Source organism: Ruegeria sp. AK11 (assembly GCF_056541095.1).
Genome location: NZ_JBQFXU010000007.1, coordinates 107898 through 125997, shown reverse-complemented (window position 1 = coordinate 125997; position 18100 = coordinate 107898). Strand labels below are relative to the sequence as shown.

Annotated in this window: 21 protein-coding genes; 10 read left to right on the top strand and 11 right to left on the bottom strand. The window is 59.7% G+C overall.

What is annotated here, in order from left to right; all coding sequences use genetic code 11:
- Positions 1–20 precede the first annotated feature (20 nt).
- A complete protein-coding gene (locus ACR0D9_RS15520) occupies positions 21–623 on the top strand; it encodes a DsbA family protein (protein WP_480539347.1) in 603 nt (200 codons plus the stop codon).
- Entirely contained in the window at positions 620–1453 is an 834-nt protein-coding gene (locus tag ACR0D9_RS15515) for an alpha/beta fold hydrolase (protein WP_480539345.1), read from the top strand. The genes ACR0D9_RS15520 and ACR0D9_RS15515 overlap by 4 nt, the downstream gene beginning before the upstream one ends.
- On the opposite strand, the gene ACR0D9_RS15510 is transcribed toward ACR0D9_RS15515, so the two are convergent.
- Genes ACR0D9_RS15510 through ACR0D9_RS15500 form a run of 3 tightly spaced genes read right to left on the bottom strand, consistent with a single transcriptional unit; the run spans position 1440 to position 3876 of the window.
- Complete coding sequence (locus tag ACR0D9_RS15510; RefSeq protein WP_267362995.1) at positions 1440–2474, bottom strand: threonine aldolase family protein; 1035 nt, start codon at positions 2472–2474, stop codon at positions 1440–1442. The genes ACR0D9_RS15515 and ACR0D9_RS15510 overlap by 14 nt on opposite strands.
- Positions 2474–2947 (bottom strand): YcgN family cysteine cluster protein, encoded by a 474-nt coding sequence (locus ACR0D9_RS15505; protein WP_209504795.1) that lies wholly within the window; start codon positions 2945–2947, stop codon positions 2474–2476. The genes ACR0D9_RS15510 and ACR0D9_RS15505 overlap by 1 nt, the downstream gene beginning before the upstream one ends.
- Positions 2944–3876, bottom strand: coding sequence for a bifunctional riboflavin kinase/FAD synthetase (locus ACR0D9_RS15500; RefSeq protein WP_480539343.1), 933 nt, complete (start codon positions 3874–3876; stop codon positions 2944–2946). The genes ACR0D9_RS15505 and ACR0D9_RS15500 overlap by 4 nt, the downstream gene beginning before the upstream one ends.
- 261 nt (positions 3877–4137) lie before the next feature.
- On the opposite strand from ACR0D9_RS15500, the gene ACR0D9_RS15495 reads away from it, so the two are divergent.
- Together ACR0D9_RS15495 and ACR0D9_RS15490 are read left to right on the top strand one after the other, a co-directional pair.
- Complete coding sequence (locus ACR0D9_RS15495; protein ID WP_480487559.1) at positions 4138–4719, top strand: methylenetetrahydrofolate reductase C-terminal domain-containing protein; 582 nt, start codon at positions 4138–4140, stop codon at positions 4717–4719.
- Positions 4716–5705: a methylenetetrahydrofolate reductase gene (locus ACR0D9_RS15490; RefSeq protein WP_480539341.1), complete on the top strand. Its 990-nt coding sequence runs from the start codon at positions 4716–4718 to the stop codon at positions 5703–5705. The genes ACR0D9_RS15495 and ACR0D9_RS15490 overlap by 4 nt, the downstream gene beginning before the upstream one ends.
- Before the next feature lie 75 nt (positions 5706–5780).
- Here ACR0D9_RS15490 and ACR0D9_RS15485 read toward each other — a convergent pair whose 3' ends face one another.
- The 4 genes from ACR0D9_RS15485 to ACR0D9_RS15470 all read right to left on the bottom strand — a co-directional run bounded on the left by ACR0D9_RS15485 (position 5781) and on the right by ACR0D9_RS15470 (position 9404).
- The gene (locus tag ACR0D9_RS15485) at positions 5781–6224 is read right to left on the bottom strand and encodes a MaoC family dehydratase (protein ID WP_267362989.1); all 444 of its coding nucleotides are present in this window, start codon (positions 6222–6224) and stop codon (positions 5781–5783) included.
- A 101-nt stretch (positions 6225–6325) separates the two neighbouring features.
- Complete coding sequence (locus ACR0D9_RS15480; RefSeq protein WP_480539339.1) at positions 6326–7201, bottom strand: TIGR01459 family HAD-type hydrolase; 876 nt, start codon at positions 7199–7201, stop codon at positions 6326–6328.
- 191 nt (positions 7202–7392) lie between these two features.
- Positions 7393–8313: a manganese-dependent inorganic pyrophosphatase gene (locus ACR0D9_RS15475; RefSeq protein WP_480539337.1), complete on the bottom strand. Its 921-nt coding sequence runs from the start codon at positions 8311–8313 to the stop codon at positions 7393–7395.
- A gap of 110 nt (positions 8314–8423) precedes the next feature.
- Entirely contained in the window at positions 8424–9404 is a 981-nt protein-coding gene (locus ACR0D9_RS15470) for a TraB/GumN family protein (RefSeq protein ID WP_480539335.1), read from the bottom strand.
- 109 nt (positions 9405–9513) lie between these two features.
- Between ACR0D9_RS15470 and ACR0D9_RS15465 the strand changes: the two genes are divergently transcribed.
- From ACR0D9_RS15465 to ACR0D9_RS15440, 6 genes are all read left to right on the top strand, one after another.
- The gene (locus ACR0D9_RS15465) at positions 9514–10188 is read left to right on the top strand and encodes a DUF2161 domain-containing phosphodiesterase (protein ID WP_480539333.1); all 675 of its coding nucleotides are present in this window, start codon (positions 9514–9516) and stop codon (positions 10186–10188) included.
- 152 nt (positions 10189–10340) lie between these two features.
- On the top strand, positions 10341–10628 hold the full coding sequence (gene groES / locus ACR0D9_RS15460; protein ID WP_209504786.1) for a co-chaperone GroES: 288 nt from the start codon (positions 10341–10343) through the stop codon (positions 10626–10628).
- Between the two features lie 53 nt (positions 10629–10681).
- Positions 10682–12319 (top strand): chaperonin GroEL, encoded by a 1638-nt coding sequence (gene groL, locus ACR0D9_RS15455; RefSeq protein ID WP_267362982.1) that lies wholly within the window; start codon positions 10682–10684, stop codon positions 12317–12319.
- A 245-nt stretch (positions 12320–12564) separates the two neighbouring features.
- Positions 12565–13416 carry a DMT family transporter gene (locus tag ACR0D9_RS15450; protein WP_480482255.1) on the top strand — a complete coding sequence of 284 codons (852 nt, stop codon included), beginning with the start codon at positions 12565–12567 and terminating at the stop codon, positions 13414–13416.
- A 29-nt stretch (positions 13417–13445) separates the two neighbouring features.
- On the top strand, positions 13446–14219 hold the full coding sequence (locus tag ACR0D9_RS15445) for an alpha/beta fold hydrolase (RefSeq protein WP_480482253.1): 774 nt from the start codon (positions 13446–13448) through the stop codon (positions 14217–14219).
- Complete coding sequence (locus tag ACR0D9_RS15440) at positions 14216–15367, top strand: alpha-D-ribose 1-methylphosphonate 5-triphosphate diphosphatase (protein ID WP_480539331.1); 1152 nt, start codon at positions 14216–14218, stop codon at positions 15365–15367. The genes ACR0D9_RS15445 and ACR0D9_RS15440 overlap by 4 nt, the downstream gene beginning before the upstream one ends.
- A gap of 65 nt (positions 15368–15432) precedes the next feature.
- On the opposite strand, the gene ACR0D9_RS15435 is transcribed toward ACR0D9_RS15440, so the two are convergent.
- The 4 genes from ACR0D9_RS15435 to ACR0D9_RS15420 all read right to left on the bottom strand — a co-directional run bounded on the left by ACR0D9_RS15435 (position 15433) and on the right by ACR0D9_RS15420 (position 18041).
- Positions 15433–16500 (bottom strand): 5-(carboxyamino)imidazole ribonucleotide synthase, encoded by a 1068-nt coding sequence (locus ACR0D9_RS15435; RefSeq protein WP_480539329.1) that lies wholly within the window; start codon positions 16498–16500, stop codon positions 15433–15435.
- A gap of 2 nt (positions 16501–16502) precedes the next feature.
- The gene (locus ACR0D9_RS15430; RefSeq protein ID WP_480539327.1) at positions 16503–17258 is read right to left on the bottom strand and encodes an NAD(P)-binding domain-containing protein; all 756 of its coding nucleotides are present in this window, start codon (positions 17256–17258) and stop codon (positions 16503–16505) included.
- Positions 17255–17740 (bottom strand): 5-(carboxyamino)imidazole ribonucleotide mutase, encoded by a 486-nt coding sequence (gene purE / locus ACR0D9_RS15425; RefSeq protein WP_480539325.1) that lies wholly within the window; start codon positions 17738–17740, stop codon positions 17255–17257. The genes ACR0D9_RS15430 and purE overlap by 4 nt, the downstream gene beginning before the upstream one ends.
- A 76-nt stretch (positions 17741–17816) precedes the next feature.
- On the bottom strand, positions 17817–18041 hold the full coding sequence (locus tag ACR0D9_RS15420) for a YdcH family protein (protein WP_209504778.1): 225 nt from the start codon (positions 18039–18041) through the stop codon (positions 17817–17819).
- Positions 18042–18100: the final 59 nt, after the last annotated feature.

Genomic DNA, 18100 nt, shown 5'->3' with positions numbered 1-18100 from the left:
ACGCAGCGGAGAAAGTGCACATGACCCAGATTGACTACTTTTTTGCGACACTCTCGCCCTATTCCTATCTGGCAGGGATGCGGCTGGAAGAAATCGCGGCGAAACACGGCGCGACGATCAACTATAAGCCGCTGGACATTATCGCCCTGTTCGCGCGCACCGGGGGAACCCCTCCGAAAGACCGGCATATCTCTCGTATCGAATACCGCGCACAGGAACTGCTGCGCCAATCGAAGAACCTGGGGATGGAGTTCAATCTGAAACCGGCGCACTGGCCGACCAACATGGCCCCGTCATCTTATGCAGTTATTGCCGCGATCAAGGACGGTTCGGGCGATGTGGGTAAGCTGTGTCATTCCTTCCTTCGCGCCTGCTGGGCCGAGGAAAAGGATATCGCACAGGACGATGTCATCCGCGAATGCCTGACGCAAGCCGGGTTTGATCCCGGTCTGGCGGACAGCGGCTTGCTGGTGGGGGCAGAAACCTATGCCGCCAACCTCGAGGAAGCCGTGGACCGGGGTGTCTTCGGCGCACCGTTCTATATCACGCCCGACGACCAGCGGTTCTGGGGTCAGGACAGGCTGGATGATCTGGACCGGCATCTGAACGAGATGTACGGGTGACGGTCAAGGCCGCGATGCAATCCGTTTTCGTAAGGCACTTGGGTGAGGGGGAGCGGAAACTGCTCGCCCTCCATTGCACGATTGCGCATTCCGGTGCCTGGTCCGGTTTGGCCAGTGCGCTGGATGGCTGCGCGTCATTTATTGCCCCGGATATGTTGTCGCATGGGCGCAGCCCGGATTGGGACGGGCAGGGTGATTTCTTTGACGCAGTGACCAAACCCGCCCTGGCTGAATTGACCGAACCCATGGATGTAATCGGGCATTCCTTTGGGGCGATGATCGCGCTCAGGCTGGCGATCGAACATCCCGACCGCGTGCGCAGCCTGATCCTGATCGAACCCGTGTTCTTTGCAGTTGCAAAACAGGATGCGCCGCTGTTGTTCGAACAGCACGAACGGGACTCCGAGCCGGTCAATGCGGCCTTCGCATCTGGTGACAAGGTTTTGGCGGCGCGCCTGTTCAACAGGGCGTGGAGCACGAAGATCAGCCCCAAATGGCCTGATTTGCCCGAACGCACGCGGGCAAATATGGTGCGTGGAATCGATGCGGTTCCGGCTGTGCAGCCTGTGCTCTACGATGATCAGGCAGGGTTGCTTGACGCCGATCAGCTTCGGCGTGCATCGATGCCGACCCTGCTGCTGAGCGGGTCAGAGACGCCGCCGGTGATCCACGCGATTTGCGCAGGGCTGAAACGGCGCCTGCCTGATGCACGCCATGAACGCATCAACGGCGCAGGGCACATGCTGCCGATTTCACACCCTGATGAAACCGGCGCTTTGCTGCGGGCGTTCTGGCAGGCCAACGCCCCGTTAGGCGTTAAAGCAGATTGAGAAACTGATCGATCTCCGCCGCTCCGATGGACCAGTCGCAAACCAGCCTGCACGCGAGGTTTTCGTTTTCATCCTCGCCGTCCAGCTCTGCCCCCCAAAGGTGATAAACCGCGCCGGCCTCATGCAGCTGCTTGTGCTTCGCGCGTGGGAATGAGGCAAAGATCATATTGGCCTGCGGTTCGTGCAAAAATGCGGCCCCCTTGGCGCGCAAACCCTCGGCCAAGCGGGTGCAGTTGTCATTGGCCTGACGTGCCATCTTCAGCCACAGGTCGTCTTCCAGATAGGCCGCCATCTGAGCGGACAGATAGCGGTGCTTGGAAAACAGATGCGCCCCGCGCTTGCGCCGCAGCTCAAACTCCCAGGCTTTGCTTTCATCAAAGAACACCACCGCCTCGACACCCATCAGACCGTTCTTGGTGCCACCAAAACTGACAGCATCCACACCTGCTTTCCACGTCATATCCGCCGGGGAACAGTTCAGCGCAACCAACGCGTTGGTAAAGCGCGCACCGTCCAGATGCACAGGCAGGCCGTACGTCTTGGCGACCCCGCACAGGGCCTGCAACTCTGCCAGCGAATAAACCGATCCGCGCTCGGTCACTTGTGTGATCGACACGGGTCCGCGCTGCGGCCCATGTACGCCGCGTGTTTCTTCGCCCAGAATTGACCCGCGCAGCGCCTCAGGGGTCATCTTGTCTCCGCCCGGAACCAGGGTCAGCTTGGCGCCGCTGTAAAACTCCGGTGCGTTGCATTCGTCCTCGTGGATATGCGCGACTGGGGAACAGAAAACCGTTTCCCAAGGCTTTGACAATGTTGCAAGGGCCAGAGAATTCGCGGCTGTCCCCGTCGCCACCAGATAGACCGCAGCACCCGGAGCCTCGAAGATGCTGCGGATACGGTCGCGCACCTCGTTCATCAGCGTATCCGCACCATAGGCCATCTGATAGCCCTGATTGACCTCGGCCAGCCTGGCCATGACCTGCGGATGAACCGGCCCGGAATTGTCAGACGCGAAATGCATCAGCTTGGCTCCTCGATTATGTAATCTTCCCACTCTTCCATGGGTGTCTCAAACTCGGACACTGTGCGCCCCTGAACCGAGACCCCGGCGGCATGCACACTGTCCGCTGTACCAGATATCAACGGGTGCCAGTCGTAAAGCGGTTTGCCTTCCCACAGCAACCGATACGCGCAGGTTTGTGGCAACCAATAGGCATGTTCGTCGATATTGTCGGGGGTCATGACGATGCATTCGGGCACGAATTGATGCCGGATGTCGTATTGTACGCAGCGGCAGCTTTCGTCATCCAACAGGCGGCACGCGACGCAGGTCAGGGCAACCTCGCCCGTGTCTTCATCTTCCAGCTTGTTCAGGCAGCATTTGCCGCAGCCATCACATAACGCCTCCCACTCGCGCTGGTTCATTTGGCGCAGGGGTTTGCGCTCCCAAAACCGGGCAGGCAGGCCCGTGCGTTCAATCGGATCAACACTCATAGGGTGGTCAATATACCGCGGGCCTGTTTGCAGTCGGCATCCATCTGCGTGATCAGACTCTCCAGCCCGTCAAATGTCATCTCGGGGCGCAGAAAGTCGATCAGACCCACCGACAGCGTCGCCCCGTACAGATCGCCCGAAAAGTCGAACAGGAAGGTTTCGATATTGGGCACCTGGCCGTTAAACATCGGACGTACCCCGATCGAGGCCGCGCCGTGATAGCTGCCTTTATGCGGCCCATCCAACACGTCCACCAATACGGCGTAGACACCGAACTTTGGCGGGTGCAGCCCTTCGATGGACATATTCGCGGTGGGAAAGCCCAACTCGCGCCCGCGCTGTTCGCCCCCGATCACTTCGCCTTCGATCCGGTGCCAGTGTCCCAGCATCGCGGCTGCGTCCCGTGGTCGGCCGTCGCTCAGCGCGGTGCGAATGGCGGTTGAGGACACAACGTTTTCCGACCGTTCCATCAAAGGCGCAATCGTCACGCCGAACCCCATGTCCCGCCCGAACCGCACCAGATCCTGCGCCGTGCCGCTGCGGCCCTTGCCAAAGCAGAAATCGGCCCCCACCACGACATGCGACAGGCCCAGCCCGTCGCAGATCACGTTGCGTGCAAACTCTTCCGGCGATAGCCCTGCCAGCGCGGCGTTGAACGGCAGTTCATACAGCTTCTCTACGCCCAGCTTTTCCAGCCGGTGCGCCCGCGCATTGCCCCGCATCAGGCGGAACGGAGGCGTGTCCGGCGCAAAATACTCCCGCGGATGCGGCTCGAAGGTCAACACACCCAGCGGCGCGTCTGGCGCAGCATTACTGGCCAGTTCGATGACCGACTGGTGCCCCAAATGAACGCCGTCGAAATTCCCGATTGCCACGCTGGCGCCGCGATCTTCTGGCTGGACGAACTGGATATCCCGGATGATGTGCATAGACGATTGCGTAGCGGCGCGAGTCAATTTGTTCAAGCGGCAGTTTGAATTCCAAGAATGCGATCCTGCGAATGAGCTTTGAACATTTCGCTTGGCCGGGAAAATGCACGAGGCCAATCCAAGTATTTCAGGTCAGGCGCCTCCAACCGCTTGATTCAAAAAAAACTCTGGGTTTAGACTGAAAATCCGGTCCCCTGGATTTAGGCGCACCGGATCAAAGCCCGGCCAGGTTCGAACGAACCCAGCACAGGAGGCAGACCCATGTACCGAATGCGACTGTTCGCGATTCGTCATGCCCGCACTTTCGAGTGGATCTATAAATGTGTCGAACGCGGCATGGTCGCGATGGACCCGCTATTTGCAAAGATCGGATATAACCGCGTCGAACGCCCCATCGCACTGGTCGAGAAGGGCGTCAAAACCCTGTTGTTCGATTGCAAGATGTGCGGGCAATGCGTGTTGTCATCCACCGGCATGTCCTGCCCGATGAACTGCCCAAAGCAATTGCGCAATGGCCCATGTGGCGGCGTACGTCCCGGCGAGTTTTGTGAGGTGAAGCCGGATATGAAATGTGTCTGGGCCCTGGCTTGGAACGGAGCCAGCCGCATGCGGAACGGAGCCGACAAGATAAAAGAAGTTCTGCCACCGGTGGAGCACACGTTGAAAGGCTCGTCATCCTGGTTGCGGGTCAGCCGCGAGATTGCAGCGCACGAGCGCGAGACCCGGGATGCTGCCCGATTGGCGCTGGCCGAGGCATTCCCCGAAGCGCGCGAGAATGAACCTTCTGCGGCACCACTGGCCGCCGAACCACCCAACGCGATAAACCGGGAACTGAAGAAATGAGTGATACCCATCGCAACGAGGTGGAGCCGATTGGCTATGTTCCGGTTCCCCAAGGATATGTGTCGCACAGCCGGTTGGAAAAGGTACTCCGTTCAGGCCGTTTCGCAGTCACCGCCGAATTGAACCCACCCGACAGTGCCGACCCCGAGGATGTTTTTCAGGCGGCCCAACCGCTTGGTGAAGTGGCTGACGCGATCAATGCAACCGATGCTTCGGGCGCGAACTGTCACATGTCCTCGATTGGGATTTGTGCCTTGCTGACGCGCGCGGGTTATTCTCCGGTCTATCAGATTTCCTGCCGCGACCGGAACCGGATTGCCATTCAGGGAGATGTTCTGGGGGCTGCGGCGTTGGGCGTCAGTAACGTGCTGTGCCTGACCGGCGACGGTGTTGGCGTCGGGGATCAGCCGGGGGCAAAACCGGTTTTCGATTTCGATTCCCTGACCCTGCTGCGGACGATCCGCACGATGCGCGATCAGGGAATGTTCCTTTCTGGTCGTAAGATCACGCGCCCGCCGCAACTGTTCCTTGGTGCTGCCGAAAACCCCTGCATACCGCCTTATGACTGGCGACCTGACCGTCTGGCAAAGAAGGTTGAGGCCGGGGCCGAGTATATTCAGACCAATTACATCTACGACATTCCGCTGTTCGAGAAATTCATGGCGCGGGTGCGCGATGCGGGACTGGACAAGAAAGTGTTCATCATCGCGGGCGTCGGCCCCATCGCGTCAGCGCGTGCGGCACGCTGGATGCGCAGCAATGTTCCCGGCATTCACATCCCCGATCACGTCATCGAGCGGATGGAGAAAGCCGAAAAGCCAGCTGACGAGGGCAAGAAGATCTGTATCGAACTGATCCAGCAGATCCGCGATATCGCGGGGGTGTCCGGCGTTCATGTGATGGCCTACAGGCGCGAACACGTGGTGTCAGAGATCATTCTGGAATCCGGTGCGTTGAAAGGGCGAAAACGCGCGCGACCGTCCTGAAAGGCACAGGCAAAAAACAATGTCCAAACAATAAAGGCGCCGGTCGGGCGCCTTTTGCATGGATGTGTTCGCCGATCAGTCGAACTTGCGCGACGGGGCCAGTACCATGGCTTCACCGATCAGCACCTTCTTGCCCTCGACCGAGCAATGGCAATCCAGTTTGACGCGACGCTTGGAAAAGTCGATGTCGATAACTTTGACCTCGGCGTAAACCATGTCACCGGGGCGCACGGGGGCCAGGAACTTCAGTGACTGCCCCATATAGACCGTGCCATGGCCCGGCAGTTGTTCGCCAATCACGGCCGAAATCAGCCCAGCTGTCAGCATCCCGTGCGCGATGCGCCCTTCGAAGATTGTATCGCGGGCATAATCATCATCCAGATGCACCGGGTTCCGGTCTGTCGAGATCTGCGCGAACATCTCGATATCTTCGTCCGTCACCACTTTGCGCAGGTGGCGGGACATGCCCATTTCGATGTCTTCGATACAGATCGTTCCGCGTGGAAGATTATCCAACATGTTGCCCTCACTCGAAATCGACCGAGAAAGAAAAAACCACTATCCGGCCTAGGTTGGCAACTTTATTACTTCGCAGTTGCAGAAAATCAAGTCTTTTCTTGCTATCTCAATCGACCGATTGTGTAGGTCGGGTTGATCTTTTCCCTTTCGATATAAGCTGTTAGGGATTCGTGATCCGGATGGTGCGACGTTTTTGTCTCGGCCGCCGCCAGCCCGCCCGAAATGAACAGGGAATCAATGCCTTCACCCATGCCCCCCAGAATGTCCGTATGGGGGCCGTCGCCGATCACCAGAATGTCGCTGTCCGGGATATCATGGCCCAGTTCCTGCAACCTGCGGCGCGCCAGATCGTAGATCGGCGGGTGAGGTTTGCCGAAATACAAGCTCTCGCCGCCCATCTCGGTATAGAGCTTGGCCAAAGCGCCTGCACACCATTCTCGTACCTCGCCGCGATCGACAACAATATCGGGGTTTGCGCATAGCAGCTTCATGCCCATCTGCTTGGCATAGAGGAAATCGGGGCGGTTCACGTCCGGGTCAGCCATCGGATCAAAAGGGCCACAGCAGACGATCCCCTCGGCCTCTCTTAGCGGGACACGTTCGATATGGATCGGGTGGTGCAGCAGTTTCAGGGGCTCGAAAAAGCCCGCATCGCGCTGCCATTCCCCCATGAAGTAAACCTTGTGCCCGACAGCGCCACGGAACATCGCCGACCGCGCGGAATCGCCGCTGGTGGCAATGGTGTCATAGGCATCTGCGGGAACATTGAACTGCACCAGTTGCTCGGCCACACCCGCGCGGGGTTTGGGCGAGTTCGTGACCAGCACGACAAGCCCCCCGTCCGCGCGATAGGCTTGAAGGGCTGCGACAGCTTCGGGATAGGCCGTGATCCCGTTGTGAACGCACCCCCACAGATCGACAAACAACGCTTTGTAGCGGGCAGAGATTTCGAAAAGCGCGTGAACGATCTGGGTCATATGTGGCCTCAAGCTGAAACTGCACGAGCCTTATGACCGATTGGCAAGGGATTGGCCACCAATCGATCGGTGGCCGCCCTGTATTTCGTCGGTTGGGTAAAGGTCTGTTTAAGCGCAATGCCGAAGGCGCAGACTGAAGACCAATAATGCGGGGTCCGTTTTACTCAGAACGACAGACCCCGCGTGTTTCTTCAGACCTTCAGGTTCGGAATGATCTGCTTTTTACGGCTCATGATGCCCGGCAGAACCACGGCGTCGCCATCGACGGATGCACCAAAGCTTTTCTCGGCAACGGTTTTGACCAGATCGTTGGGCACCAGCAGAGTGGCTTCCTCGTTCAGGATATCCACGACGAACAGCAACACCTGATCGACACCGTCTTCCTTGGCGACATCCACCATCGAACCCGCCAGGCTTGCCTTGCGGTCCAGAATGACGCCCGGCGCAGTGGTTTCCAGAACCGAGACACGGAATTTGGTGCCATCGACCTCGTATTCCTTGCTGTCCATGCGGATCAGTTCGGCATCCGAGAAGGACGAGACATCCGATTTCGCCGCAAACATGTCTGCCGCGTAAGCCGAGATATCCAGCTCCAGCTCGGCTGCCAGCCGCTCAGCAACCTCGCGGTCATGGGGCGTGGTGGTGGGCGAGCGGAATTCCAGCGTGTCCGACAGGATGCAGGTCAGTGCCGCGCCCTTGATGGCGTCAGGCATCTTGGCCGCATCGTCACCCATCAGGTCGACCATGATGGTGGCCGTGCAGGCCAGCGGGCGCACGGTGATGTCGATCGGGCCTTTGGTTTCCAGACCACCGACCAGCTTGTGGTGGTCGATAATGGCGCGGATGTCTGCGTCATTGACGTTGGCGGGCAGTTCGGCGGGGTTGTTGGTGTCGACGATGACCACCGGAGTGTCCGCGGCCAGATCGTTCAGGATACGTGGCTTCGGCAGATCCCAGTTGTCCAGCATGAATGCCGCTTCGGTGTTGGGTTCGCCCAACAGCACGGGCTCGGCCTGCACACCTTTGATTTCGTTAAGGTACCACGACCACAGGATCGGCGAGCCTGTGGAATCGGTGTCGGGGGATTTGTGACCAAATACGAGCGTTGTCATGTCAGCGTCCTGCGGAATGGAAATTTGCGCGCCTTATAGGGCGGACAAACGCCCTTGTCACGCCACAGCAGCCCGTCTGCGACGCTTGGTCTGAAAACCGCTGAACCGGGCTAGAATGCGGCCCGTGTCAGCGTATATCCGGCCTGCTCCAGCTGGTTCAGCAAACCGTGATCGTCACTCAGATGACCTGCGCCGACCGCGATCACCGCTGTCTGATCCGTGATGGTCAGAATATGCTCCATCCACAGGGCATTCCGCTGGACCAGCATCTGCTGCTCGAACCCGTTCCATTCCTCATCGAAGACGTCCCGGCTCAGCCCGGATTCCTCGAACCCCTGCAGGCGGGCAAATTGTATGATCTCGGCGTGCTTTTCTTCCAGATATCCATTGGCCATGGTGGCCAGTTGATCGTTGCTTCCCATCATCGCCCCGGACAGGCGCACCAGTGACTCGACCTGCTGTTCCAGCGGGTGACTGTCGAACATGGCGATCAGGTCGTCGATACGTTCCAGCGAGTGTTGCGGAATGCCGTTTTCTGCGGCCAGATCATTCAGGCGGGCGTCCATACCGTAGGTCCCGTTCGGATCTTCCATCATGCAGGGCGGGATGCTCAGCATCATGGTCAAGAACCACGGTCGCATTTTGGCTGCCATCCAGCCGGGAATGCCGCGCTGGTTCAACGCGGTCGAGAATGCGGCCCAGTCTTCATCTCCCATCAGGTCAATCAGGGTCGGCCCGGATGTGATCATTATGGCGCTGAGATTATTGGCCAGATTCTTTTCGAAAGCGTCCATGTCAGTCTGGGTGACTTCGAAATAGAATGCGTCAGCCTTGCTCAGGTCCGGAGACAGGCGTTCAACCACCTTTTCCATGCGTTCGTCATACGTGTGCAGGGTGCCAATGATGTGCAGAACCGTGTCATCCTTGCGCGCAATCCAGTGGTTGCCTTCCGGAAAGGGGATGTCCGCCACGGCGCGTTGCAACTCGGCACGCGCGTCATCTGACAGCAGTGGGCGCAGGTCCTGCCCATCGCACGCAGCAGCAGCCGTGATCGGGGCCAGTAGAAAAGCAAGAAATGTCAGCAGGCGCATGAACCCATCCGGTGTTGTGTCATCAAGGTGCCCCAGACATAGCCATGCCTGCAACCTATGTTCAAGCAACCCGTCTGGTATTCCTCAACAATCTGCGTAGCATAGGCCCATGAACCGCGAGCAGGACCTCTATCCCCCGATCAAGGCGCTTTTGGAGCGTCAGGGATACACCGTCAAAGGAGAAGTGGGCGCAGCCGATATCGTCGCGATACGCGAAGACGAGCCGCCTGTGATTGTCGAGCTCAAGCTCAGGTTCACGCTGTCCCTGTTCCATCAGGCAATTGCCCGCCTGAAACTCACGGATCAGGTCTATATCGGGGTCAGCAAACCCACCGGGCGCACGGCCCGGCGGGCGCTCAGGGACAATATTGCGCTGTGCCGCAGGCTTGGTCTGGGTCTGATCACCGTACGTGTCGATGGCACGGTCGAGGTGCAATGCGATCCGGGGCCCTATGCGCCGCGCAAGAACAAGGCCAGGGCGGCGCGGCTGCTGCGCGAATTCGACCGGCTGGAGGGCGACCCCAATTCCGGGGGCGCGACACGTCATGGGATCGTGACGGCCTACCGTCAGGATGCGCTGAAATGCGCGGCCTTTCTGGCCGAACACGGCCCGGCCAAAGGGGCCGAGGTTGCCAGATCAGTGGGTGTTCCGGTCGCCACCCGGTTGATGCGGGAAAATCACTATGGCTGGTTCGAGAAGGTTGAAAAAGGTGTCTACGCACTTACCTCTGAGGGAACAGACGGCTTGAAACACTGGGCCTACAGCTGGGAACAGTCCGACTAGGCCGTTCTCAAAAAAATCCCAAACACCTTGTTGACTCGGCGTTTTAGACTCCCTAGCTATGCGTCGTTATCACTCACACACACCGAGTGCTAACGCCTCGTCAAACGGCGAGGGGAGGATAAACAAAACTTTGAGCCCAAGGAGCTGCAAAGATGGCATTGAAACCGCTTCATGACCGTGTGCTGGTTCGCCGTACCGAAAGCGATGAAAAAACCGCAGGCGGACTGATCATTCCTGACAGCGCAAAAGAAAAGCCCAGCGAAGGCCAAGTCGTCGCAACCGGCGAAGGCGCGCGCAAGGACAGCGGCGAGCTGATCGCAATGGCGGTCAAGGCTGGCGACAAGATCCTGTTCGGCAAATGGTCGGGCACCGAGGTCCAGGTCGACGGCGAAGAGCTGCTGATGATGAAAGAAAGCGACATCATGGGGATCATCGAGTAAGCCCGCGCTTTCTCTGATCTTCCACTCAACACATTTTCTCAAGGAGAAACGACATGGCTGCAAAGGACGTCAAGTTCGACACCGATGCCCGCAACAAGATGCTGAAAGGCGTCAACATTCTGGCGGATGCTGTCAAAGTGACCCTGGGCCCTAAAGGCCGCAACGTGGTTCTGGACAAATCCTTCGGCGCACCGCGCATCACCAAAGACGGTGTTTCGGTTGCCAAGGAAATCGAACTGGAAGACAAGTTCGAAAACATGGGCGCGCAGATGGTGAAAGAAGTCGCCAGCCGCACCAATGACGAAGCCGGCGACGGCACCACCACCGCGACCGTTCTGGCGCAGGCCATCGTCAAAGAAGGCCTGAAGCAGGTTGCAGCGGGCCTGAACCCGATGGACCTGAAGCGCGGCATCGACCTGGCAACCGCCAAAGTTGTCGAAGGCATCCGTGCTGCTTCGCGCGAAGTCAAAGACTCGGCAGAAGTTGCTCAGGTTGGCACCATCTCGGCCAACGGCGAAGCTGAAATTGGCCAGCAGATCGCGGACGCGATGCAGAAGGTTGGCAACGAAGGCGTCATCACCGTCGAAGAAAACAAAGGTCTGGAAACCGAGACCGATGTTGTCGAAGGTATGCAGTTCGACCGCGGCTATCTGTCGCCTTACTTCGTCACCAACGCAGACAAGATGATCGCAGAACTCGACGACTGCATGATCCTGCTGCACGAAAAGAAACTGTCCTCGCTGCAGCCGATGGTTCCTCTGCTCGAGCAGGTGATCCAGTCGCAAAAGCCGCTGCTGATCATTGCAGAAGACGTTGAAGGTGAAGCGCTGGCAACTCTGGTTGTCAACAAACTGCGCGGCGGCCTGAAAATTGCTGCTGTCAAGGCACCGGGCTTCGGCGATCGCCGTAAGGCCATGCTGCAGGACATCGCAATCCTGACCGGCGGTCAGGTGATCAGCGAAGATCTGGGTATGAAGCTTGAGAATGTCACCATGGACATGCTGGGCACCGCCAAGAAGATCGAGATCAGCAAAGACGAAACCACCATCGTCGACGGTGCTGGCGAGAAAGCCGAGATCGAAGCACGTGTTGCTCAGATCCGCACCCAGATCGAAGAAACCTCGTCGGATTACGACCGTGAGAAGCTGCAGGAACGCGTTGCCAAACTGGCAGGCGGTGTTGCCGTTATCCGCGTCGGCGGCATGACCGAAGTTGAAGTGAAAGAGCGTAAGGACCGTGTGGACGATGCTCTGAACGCAACACGCGCAGCCGTTCAGGAAGGCGTCGTTGTAGGCGGTGGTGTTGCTCTGGTTCAGGCCGGTAAAGCACTGGAATCGCTGAAAGGCGCAAACGCTGATCAGGACGCAGGCATCAACATCGTGCGCAAGGCCATCGAAGCGCCGCTGCGCCAGATCGCCGAAAACGCAGGCGTTGACGGTGCGGTTGTTGCAGGCAAAGTGCGCGAATCTTCGGATCCGGCCTTTGGCTTCAACGCTCAGACCGAAGAATATGGCGACATGTTCTCGTTCGGCGTGATCGACCCGGCCAAAGTTGTCCGTACCGCTCTGGAAGATGCGGCATCGGTTGCCGGCCTGCTGGTCACCACCGAAGCGATGGTTGCAGACAAACCGCAAAAAGATGCACCTGCTGGCGGCATGCCCGACATGGGCGGCATGGGCGGCATGATGTAAGCACGTCGAATTCGCCTAAGCGAATTCCGACGACCCCTGACAGGCGTTTGGCTGCAAGGTCAAGCTGTCGAGAGGGGAAGCAAAGTGCTAACGGACGGGGTCGCCTTTTGGCGGCCCCGTTTCATTTCCGATGGCCGCAATGCGGCCATGCCTCCGGCGGGAGTATTTTGTAAAAGATGAAGGCTGGGCCGCGTGTGCCCGAATTGTGAGTGTCCAACGCGCCGCCAAGTCGGTATGTGGTTGAAATGCGACTGTTCCTTCTGACCGCCCTGACCATGTGCGCCTTTGCGGCGAACTCCATTCTGAACCGGCTGGCTATCGACAGCGGGTCCAGTGATCCTGCGGGGTTTGCCATTATCCGGGTTCTGGCGGGGGCGTTGGTTCTGGCCGCACTGATCCTGCTGCGTAGAGGACATTTGCCCCTTCGCAACCGCAGGCGCGTCATCGGGGCCGGGTCGCTTTCCCTGTATATGATCGGGTTTTCCATTGCCTATCTGACGTTGGATGCGGGGCTGGGCGCACTTATCCTGTTTGCCGTTGTGCAGATCACTATGTTCGCCGCCACCGCCCTTGCCGGGGTCAAACCCACCCGACGACAGCTGGCCGGGGCAGCGATTGCACTGGGTGGTCTGGCCTGTGTCCTGTGGCCCACAGGAACAGTGCAGGTCGATCCAACCGGAACCGTTTTGATGATTGCAGCCGGGATCGGCTGGGCAGCCTATTCACTGGTCGGGCGGTCCGAGCCTGATGCGTTGCAGGGCACGGCCGCAAATTTCATCGTCGCGCTGCCGGTAACCGCGCTGGCCCTGATGGCCACAGGGGCAGAGTGGCACATGACCGGATTGGGCTATCTCCTTGCGGCCTTGTCAGGTGGCGTGACCTCGGGTCTGGGATACGCCTTGTGGTATCGCGTTCTGCCCCGGCTGGCACCTTCAACGGCGGCGGTCGTCCAGCTCAGCGTGCCGGTGATCGCGATTGTGGGCGGCGTGGTACTGTTGGGGGAAAGCGCGGGTGTGCGGCTGCTTGTTGGTGCGGCACTGGTTTTGGGCGGTATCGCGCTGGCTGTCCTGCGACGTCAACGTGGGAAGGGCTTTTAACGCAGGCGCACAGGCTTTATCTGGCGGGTATGAGAATTCTGATCGCCCTGCTTTGTTGCCTTTTTCCCGCCGTGGCCAGCGCGAAATGCGTTGTCCTGCTGCACGGTCTGGCCCGGACCGAGGCGTCATTCAGCGTGATGGAGCAACTGTTCAAAGCGAATGGCTATTCCGTCGTGCGCCCCGGTTACCCATCGACCGAAATCGGTATCCCCGAACTGGCCGAACAAACCATCCCGCAAGCATTTGCAGCCTGCGGCAGTGACACCGTCAATGTCGTTGCGCATTCCATGGGTGGCATCCTGTTGCGATACTGGTTACAGGACCACAGCCCTGAAAACATGGGCCGTGTCGTCATGCTGGGGCCGCCCAATCAGGGTAGCCAGCTGGTCGATGAACTCAGCGCGTGGGAGGTGTTCGGATACCTGAACGGCCCGGCCGGACTGCAACTGGGTACGGGCCCGGATAGTATTCCCAGCCGCCTGCCGCCCGTGGATTTCGAACTGGGGGTCATCGCAGGTGATCAGTCCCTGAACCTCGTGTTTTCATCTCTGATCGACGGCCCGGACGATGGCAAGGTGTCGGTCGAATCCACCAAAGTCGAAGGCATGGCCGATCATCTCGTCTTGCCGGTGACCCACACTTTCATGATGAACAACCCGCAGGTCATGGCACAGGCTCTGCACTTTATCGAATTTGGTCGGTTCGATCCCCAGATCACTTGGCTGGACGGTGTGATGGACGTAATAGACGAGATCTGCATCGGGCAGAATTGCTCGGAACCGGGGGCGGAGCCATCAGAATGACCACATTGGAACTGACATTGACCGGTGCCGAGGTTCTGCTACCGGATGAAGGGCTGTCACGCGCGGAGCTTTCCGTTGCAGGTGGGGTCATTCAGAAAGACGCAACCGGGCGGCGGATTGACCTGACCGGGTTTCTTGTTCTGCCAGGTATTGTCGACTTGCACGGCGATGGGTTCGAACGCCATATCGCCCCACGTCGCGGCGCGATGAAGCAGATGAATGAGGGCATTCTGTCGGTCGAGGCCGAACTGGCCGCCAACGGCATCACCACAGCCGTTCTGGCGCAGTTTTACAGCTGGGAAGGCGGCGTGCGCGGCCCGGACTTTGCCGCGCAGGTGTTTGCGGCCATCGCAGCGGTCAAGGGCAGCACGGTCACCGATCTGATCCCGCAATTGCGGTTCGAGACCAATATGCTCGCGGATTACGACGGGCTGGCCCGTCGCATCGCCGATTGGCAGGTGCCATACGTGGTCTTCAATGATCACCTGCCGCATGATCGTTTGGCACAGGGCAAGAAACCACCGCGCCTGACCGGGCAGGCATTGAAGGCCGGACGCAACCCAGAGGCGCATTTTGCGATGCTGCTCGACATGCACGCCCGCAAGGCTGAGGTTCCGGCGGCGCTAGAAGCGCTCTGTTCGGACCTTGCGGACATGGGCGTGCGTCTGGGCAGCCACGATGACGCAACTGCCGAGGCGCGCGCTTGGTGGCGCCGCCAAGGGGTGCGCATTGCCGAGTTCCCCGAAACGCTTGAAGCCGCCGAGGCGACGCGCGCTGCCGGGGATCATGTTATTCTCGGTTCGCCCAATGTGGTCCGCGGTGGCTCGCATAAGGGCAACGCCAGCGCGGTAGAGCTGATCGCCATGGGGCTCTGTGATGCCCTGGCCTCGGATTACCATTATCCCAGTCCACGCCGCGCGGCGCTGATGCTGATCAAAACCGGGCTGCTGGATCTCGCAGGGGCCTGGGCGCTGATCTCATCCGGCCCCGCGCGGGTGCTGGACTTGCAGGACCGGGGCACGCTTGCCGCGGGCAAACGCGCCGATCTGGTAATCCTTGATGCAAGCACTCACCGGGTCGCCGCGACATTGGCGGGCGGGCGCGTCAGCTATATGTCTGGGGATATCGCAACCCGCTTTGTGGGGTAAAACCAGACCAGCTTCACCTTTTTCCAAATACTCTCGCCGAAGGCATCGCGCCGTAGCGCGATATTCTACCGCTTGATCCGGTTGAAATGTCCCATCTTGCGACCGGCCTTGACCTCGGCCTTGCCGTAAAGATGCAGCGCGACGTCCCGTTCGCGCGCCAGCTCGGGCACACGGTCCATATCGTCGCCAATCAGGTTCTCCATCACCACATCCGAGTGGCGCTGCCCGTCGCCCAACGGCCAGCCCGCCACAGCGCGGATGTGCTGTTCGAACTGATCCACGGCGCAGCCATTCTGCGTCCAGTGGCCCGAGTTATGCACGCGCGGCGCGATCTCGTTCACGATCAGCCCGCCGGGTGTCACGAACAGCTCAACGCCCATGACACCGACATATTCCAGCGCGTTCAGGATATTGGCCGCCAGCAGGATGGCATCGGTGCGCTGGGCGGGGGACAGTCGGGCAGGGATGGTGGTGGTGTGCAGGATGCCGTCGCGGTGCACATTCTCACCCGGATCAAAACAGGCCACCTGACCATCCAGCCCCCGCGCTGCAATGATCGAAACCTCGTGTGAGAAATTAACGAACCCCTCCAGAAGGGCAGGCGCACCAGCCATATCGGCCAGCGCGGCCTCGGCATCCCCGGGGCTGCGCAATCTGGCTTGTCCTTTGCCGTCATAGCCAAAGCGGCGGGTCTTCAGGATGGCGGGCGTGCCGATTTCTTCGATGGCCGCATTCAGGCTGTCCAGATCGGTGATATCCGCAAACGGAGCCGTTTTCAGGCCAAGCCCCTGCAGGAACGTCTTCTCGGTCAGGCGGTCCTGACTGACCCTCAATGCCTCACGCCCGGGACGAATGGGGCGATGGGCTTCCAGAATATCCAATGCCTCGGTCGGGATGTTCTCGAACTCATAGGTGATGACGTCCACCGCATCGGCGAAGGCCGTCAAGGCGTCGATATCGTCGTAGGCCGCTGTCGTAACCCGATCCGCAACCTGCCCGGCAGGCGGGTTTGCGCCCGGCTCGTAGATGTGGCTGACAAACCCCAGCCGAGAGGCCGCCACCGACAGCATCCGGCCCAGCTGGCCGCCACCCAGAATCCCGATCACTGCACCTTGGGCGAGCATCTCCGCCATCGTCAATTCTCCAAACGTTTTCCAATTGCGCCAAGCGCCGCTCTCAGCGCCTCATGCGCGCCCTGTTCGATCAGGGTGCCCGTCATTTGCAGGCTCAAAGTACCTTCGGTCGCCAAAGCGTCGCGCTCCTGTGCCAACCGCCCGGCTGTGCCTTTTTCCATCGCGGCGAGAAAACCCGCCATCAACTGCGTGGTATAGAACTCGGCCCCGTCCGCATCGCCGGTTACGTCACCCAGCCATTCGGCCCCGGTGGCCATCAGATCCAGAATGCCGGGAACCATGGCACAAATGGCAAAATGCGCGTTCAGCGCCACCTCATCCGCAACCTTGACCACGGGGTTTTCCGGCTCAAACAGCTCGGCCAGCAAGCGGTCATTGCCGAACGCCGCCATCGGACAGCCACCGGACTGCAAGAACCCCAGTGGGATGGTTTGGACGAAATCCGACGCAGGGGCGCAAAGCTTGGCCAAATCCTCGGCGGAAACGGCCGCCATAACCGACACAACCTGCTGATCGGCGCGAAAGGTCAGGGGGGCCAGAACCTCGGCCGCGATATGCGGGCGCAGGCACAGAAACACGATGTCCGAGGCGTCAATCACCGCTTGCGGCGGCGCGATAGTCACGCCCAGTTCGGCCTTCAGGTCAGCCGAGACCTCGGCGTTGCGTTCTGTCACGCTGATCTCATGCCCTTTGGCGGCCATCAGCCGCGCAATCGGCGCGGCGATATGCCCGGTGCCGATAAACCCGATCCGGCTCATCCCAGCGGTTCCTCGGGGATTGAGGCGGACAACGCGTCACGCCAGGCATCCAGCCGCGCGGCCAGGGCTTCATCCTGCAAGGCCAGAATGCCCGCTGCCATCAGGCCCGCATTGGCTCCGCCAGCCGACCCGATTGCCATGGTCGCCACCGGAAAGCCCTTGGGCATCTGCACAATGGAATACAGCGAATCCACCCCCGACAGGGCCCGCGTCTGCACAGGCACGCCAATCACCGGTACGCGTGTTTTCGAGGCCATCATACCCGGCAGATGTGCCGCTCCGCCAGCGCCCGCGATGATCACCTGCAACCCGCGCGACACGGCGGTCTTGCCATAGTCCCACAACCGGTCCGGGGTGCGATGGGCCGAAACGATACGCGCCTCATAAGCGATGCCCAGTTCATCCAGAATATCTGCGGCTTCCTTCATCGTGGGCCAGTCCGACTGGCTGCCCATGATGATCCCCACTGTCACATCGCTCATCCGCTTATGTCCCCGCGCTCAGAAAGAGCGCGCACTATAGCCAAATCCGCTTTTGTGGCAATGCGGTACAGGGCGTTCAGGCAATGATATCGGGGGTCAGGCGGTCTTCTATCAGGCGGATGAAGTCTTTCAGGCGCAGTTTTTCCTTTTTCAGGCGCCTAAGGGTCAACTGATCAGCCGTTCCTTTTTCGTGCAGCGCCTCGATCGCCTCATCAAGGTCGCGGTGCTGGCGGCGGAAAACCTCCAATTCAACCCGCAGAACTTCATCGGTTTTCATCGAAAGGTCGGTGGGCGCGTTCATTGGCGACTCGGGCTTGTTGTGGTGCTTGCCCAACAAGATAGTGTGTCAGACGTTATCGC

Bases quoted from the DNA above. Each gene is read 5' to 3' on its own strand.
- ACR0D9_RS15520 (WP_480539347.1), top strand. From the start codon at position 21: ATGACCCAGATTGACTACTTTTTTGCGACACTCTCGCCCTATTCCTAT.
- ACR0D9_RS15510 (WP_267362995.1), bottom strand. From the start codon at position 2,474: ATGCATTTCGCGTCTGACAATTCCGGGCCGGTTCATCCGCAGGTCATG.
- ACR0D9_RS15505 (WP_209504795.1), bottom strand. From the start codon at position 2,947: ATGAGTGTTGATCCGATTGAACGCACGGGCCTGCCTGCCCGGTTTTGG.
- ACR0D9_RS15500 (WP_480539343.1), bottom strand. From the start codon at position 3,876: ATGCACATCATCCGGGATATCCAGTTCGTCCAGCCAGAAGATCGCGGC.
- ACR0D9_RS15495 (WP_480487559.1), top strand. From the start codon at position 4,138: ATGTACCGAATGCGACTGTTCGCGATTCGTCATGCCCGCACTTTCGAG.
- ACR0D9_RS15490 (WP_480539341.1), top strand. From the start codon at position 4,716: ATGAGTGATACCCATCGCAACGAGGTGGAGCCGATTGGCTATGTTCCG.
- ACR0D9_RS15485 (WP_267362989.1), bottom strand. From the start codon at position 6,224: ATGTTGGATAATCTTCCACGCGGAACGATCTGTATCGAAGACATCGAA.
- ACR0D9_RS15480 (WP_480539339.1), bottom strand. From the start codon at position 7,201: ATGACCCAGATCGTTCACGCGCTTTTCGAAATCTCTGCCCGCTACAAA.
- ACR0D9_RS15475 (WP_480539337.1), bottom strand. From the start codon at position 8,313: ATGACAACGCTCGTATTTGGTCACAAATCCCCCGACACCGATTCCACA.
- ACR0D9_RS15470 (WP_480539335.1), bottom strand. From the start codon at position 9,404: ATGCGCCTGCTGACATTTCTTGCTTTTCTACTGGCCCCGATCACGGCT.
- ACR0D9_RS15465 (WP_480539333.1), top strand. From the start codon at position 9,514: ATGAACCGCGAGCAGGACCTCTATCCCCCGATCAAGGCGCTTTTGGAG.
- groES (WP_209504786.1), top strand. From the start codon at position 10,341: ATGGCATTGAAACCGCTTCATGACCGTGTGCTGGTTCGCCGTACCGAA.
- groL (WP_267362982.1), top strand. From the start codon at position 10,682: ATGGCTGCAAAGGACGTCAAGTTCGACACCGATGCCCGCAACAAGATG.
- ACR0D9_RS15450 (WP_480482255.1), top strand. From the start codon at position 12,565: ATGCGACTGTTCCTTCTGACCGCCCTGACCATGTGCGCCTTTGCGGCG.
- ACR0D9_RS15445 (WP_480482253.1), top strand. From the start codon at position 13,446: ATGAGAATTCTGATCGCCCTGCTTTGTTGCCTTTTTCCCGCCGTGGCC.
- ACR0D9_RS15440 (WP_480539331.1), top strand. From the start codon at position 14,216: ATGACCACATTGGAACTGACATTGACCGGTGCCGAGGTTCTGCTACCG.
- ACR0D9_RS15435 (WP_480539329.1), bottom strand. From the start codon at position 16,500: ATGGCGGAGATGCTCGCCCAAGGTGCAGTGATCGGGATTCTGGGTGGC.
- ACR0D9_RS15430 (WP_480539327.1), bottom strand. From the start codon at position 17,258: ATGAGCCGGATCGGGTTTATCGGCACCGGGCATATCGCCGCGCCGATT.
- purE (WP_480539325.1), bottom strand. From the start codon at position 17,740: ATGAGCGATGTGACAGTGGGGATCATCATGGGCAGCCAGTCGGACTGG.
- ACR0D9_RS15420 (WP_209504778.1), bottom strand. From the start codon at position 18,041: ATGAACGCGCCCACCGACCTTTCGATGAAAACCGATGAAGTTCTGCGG.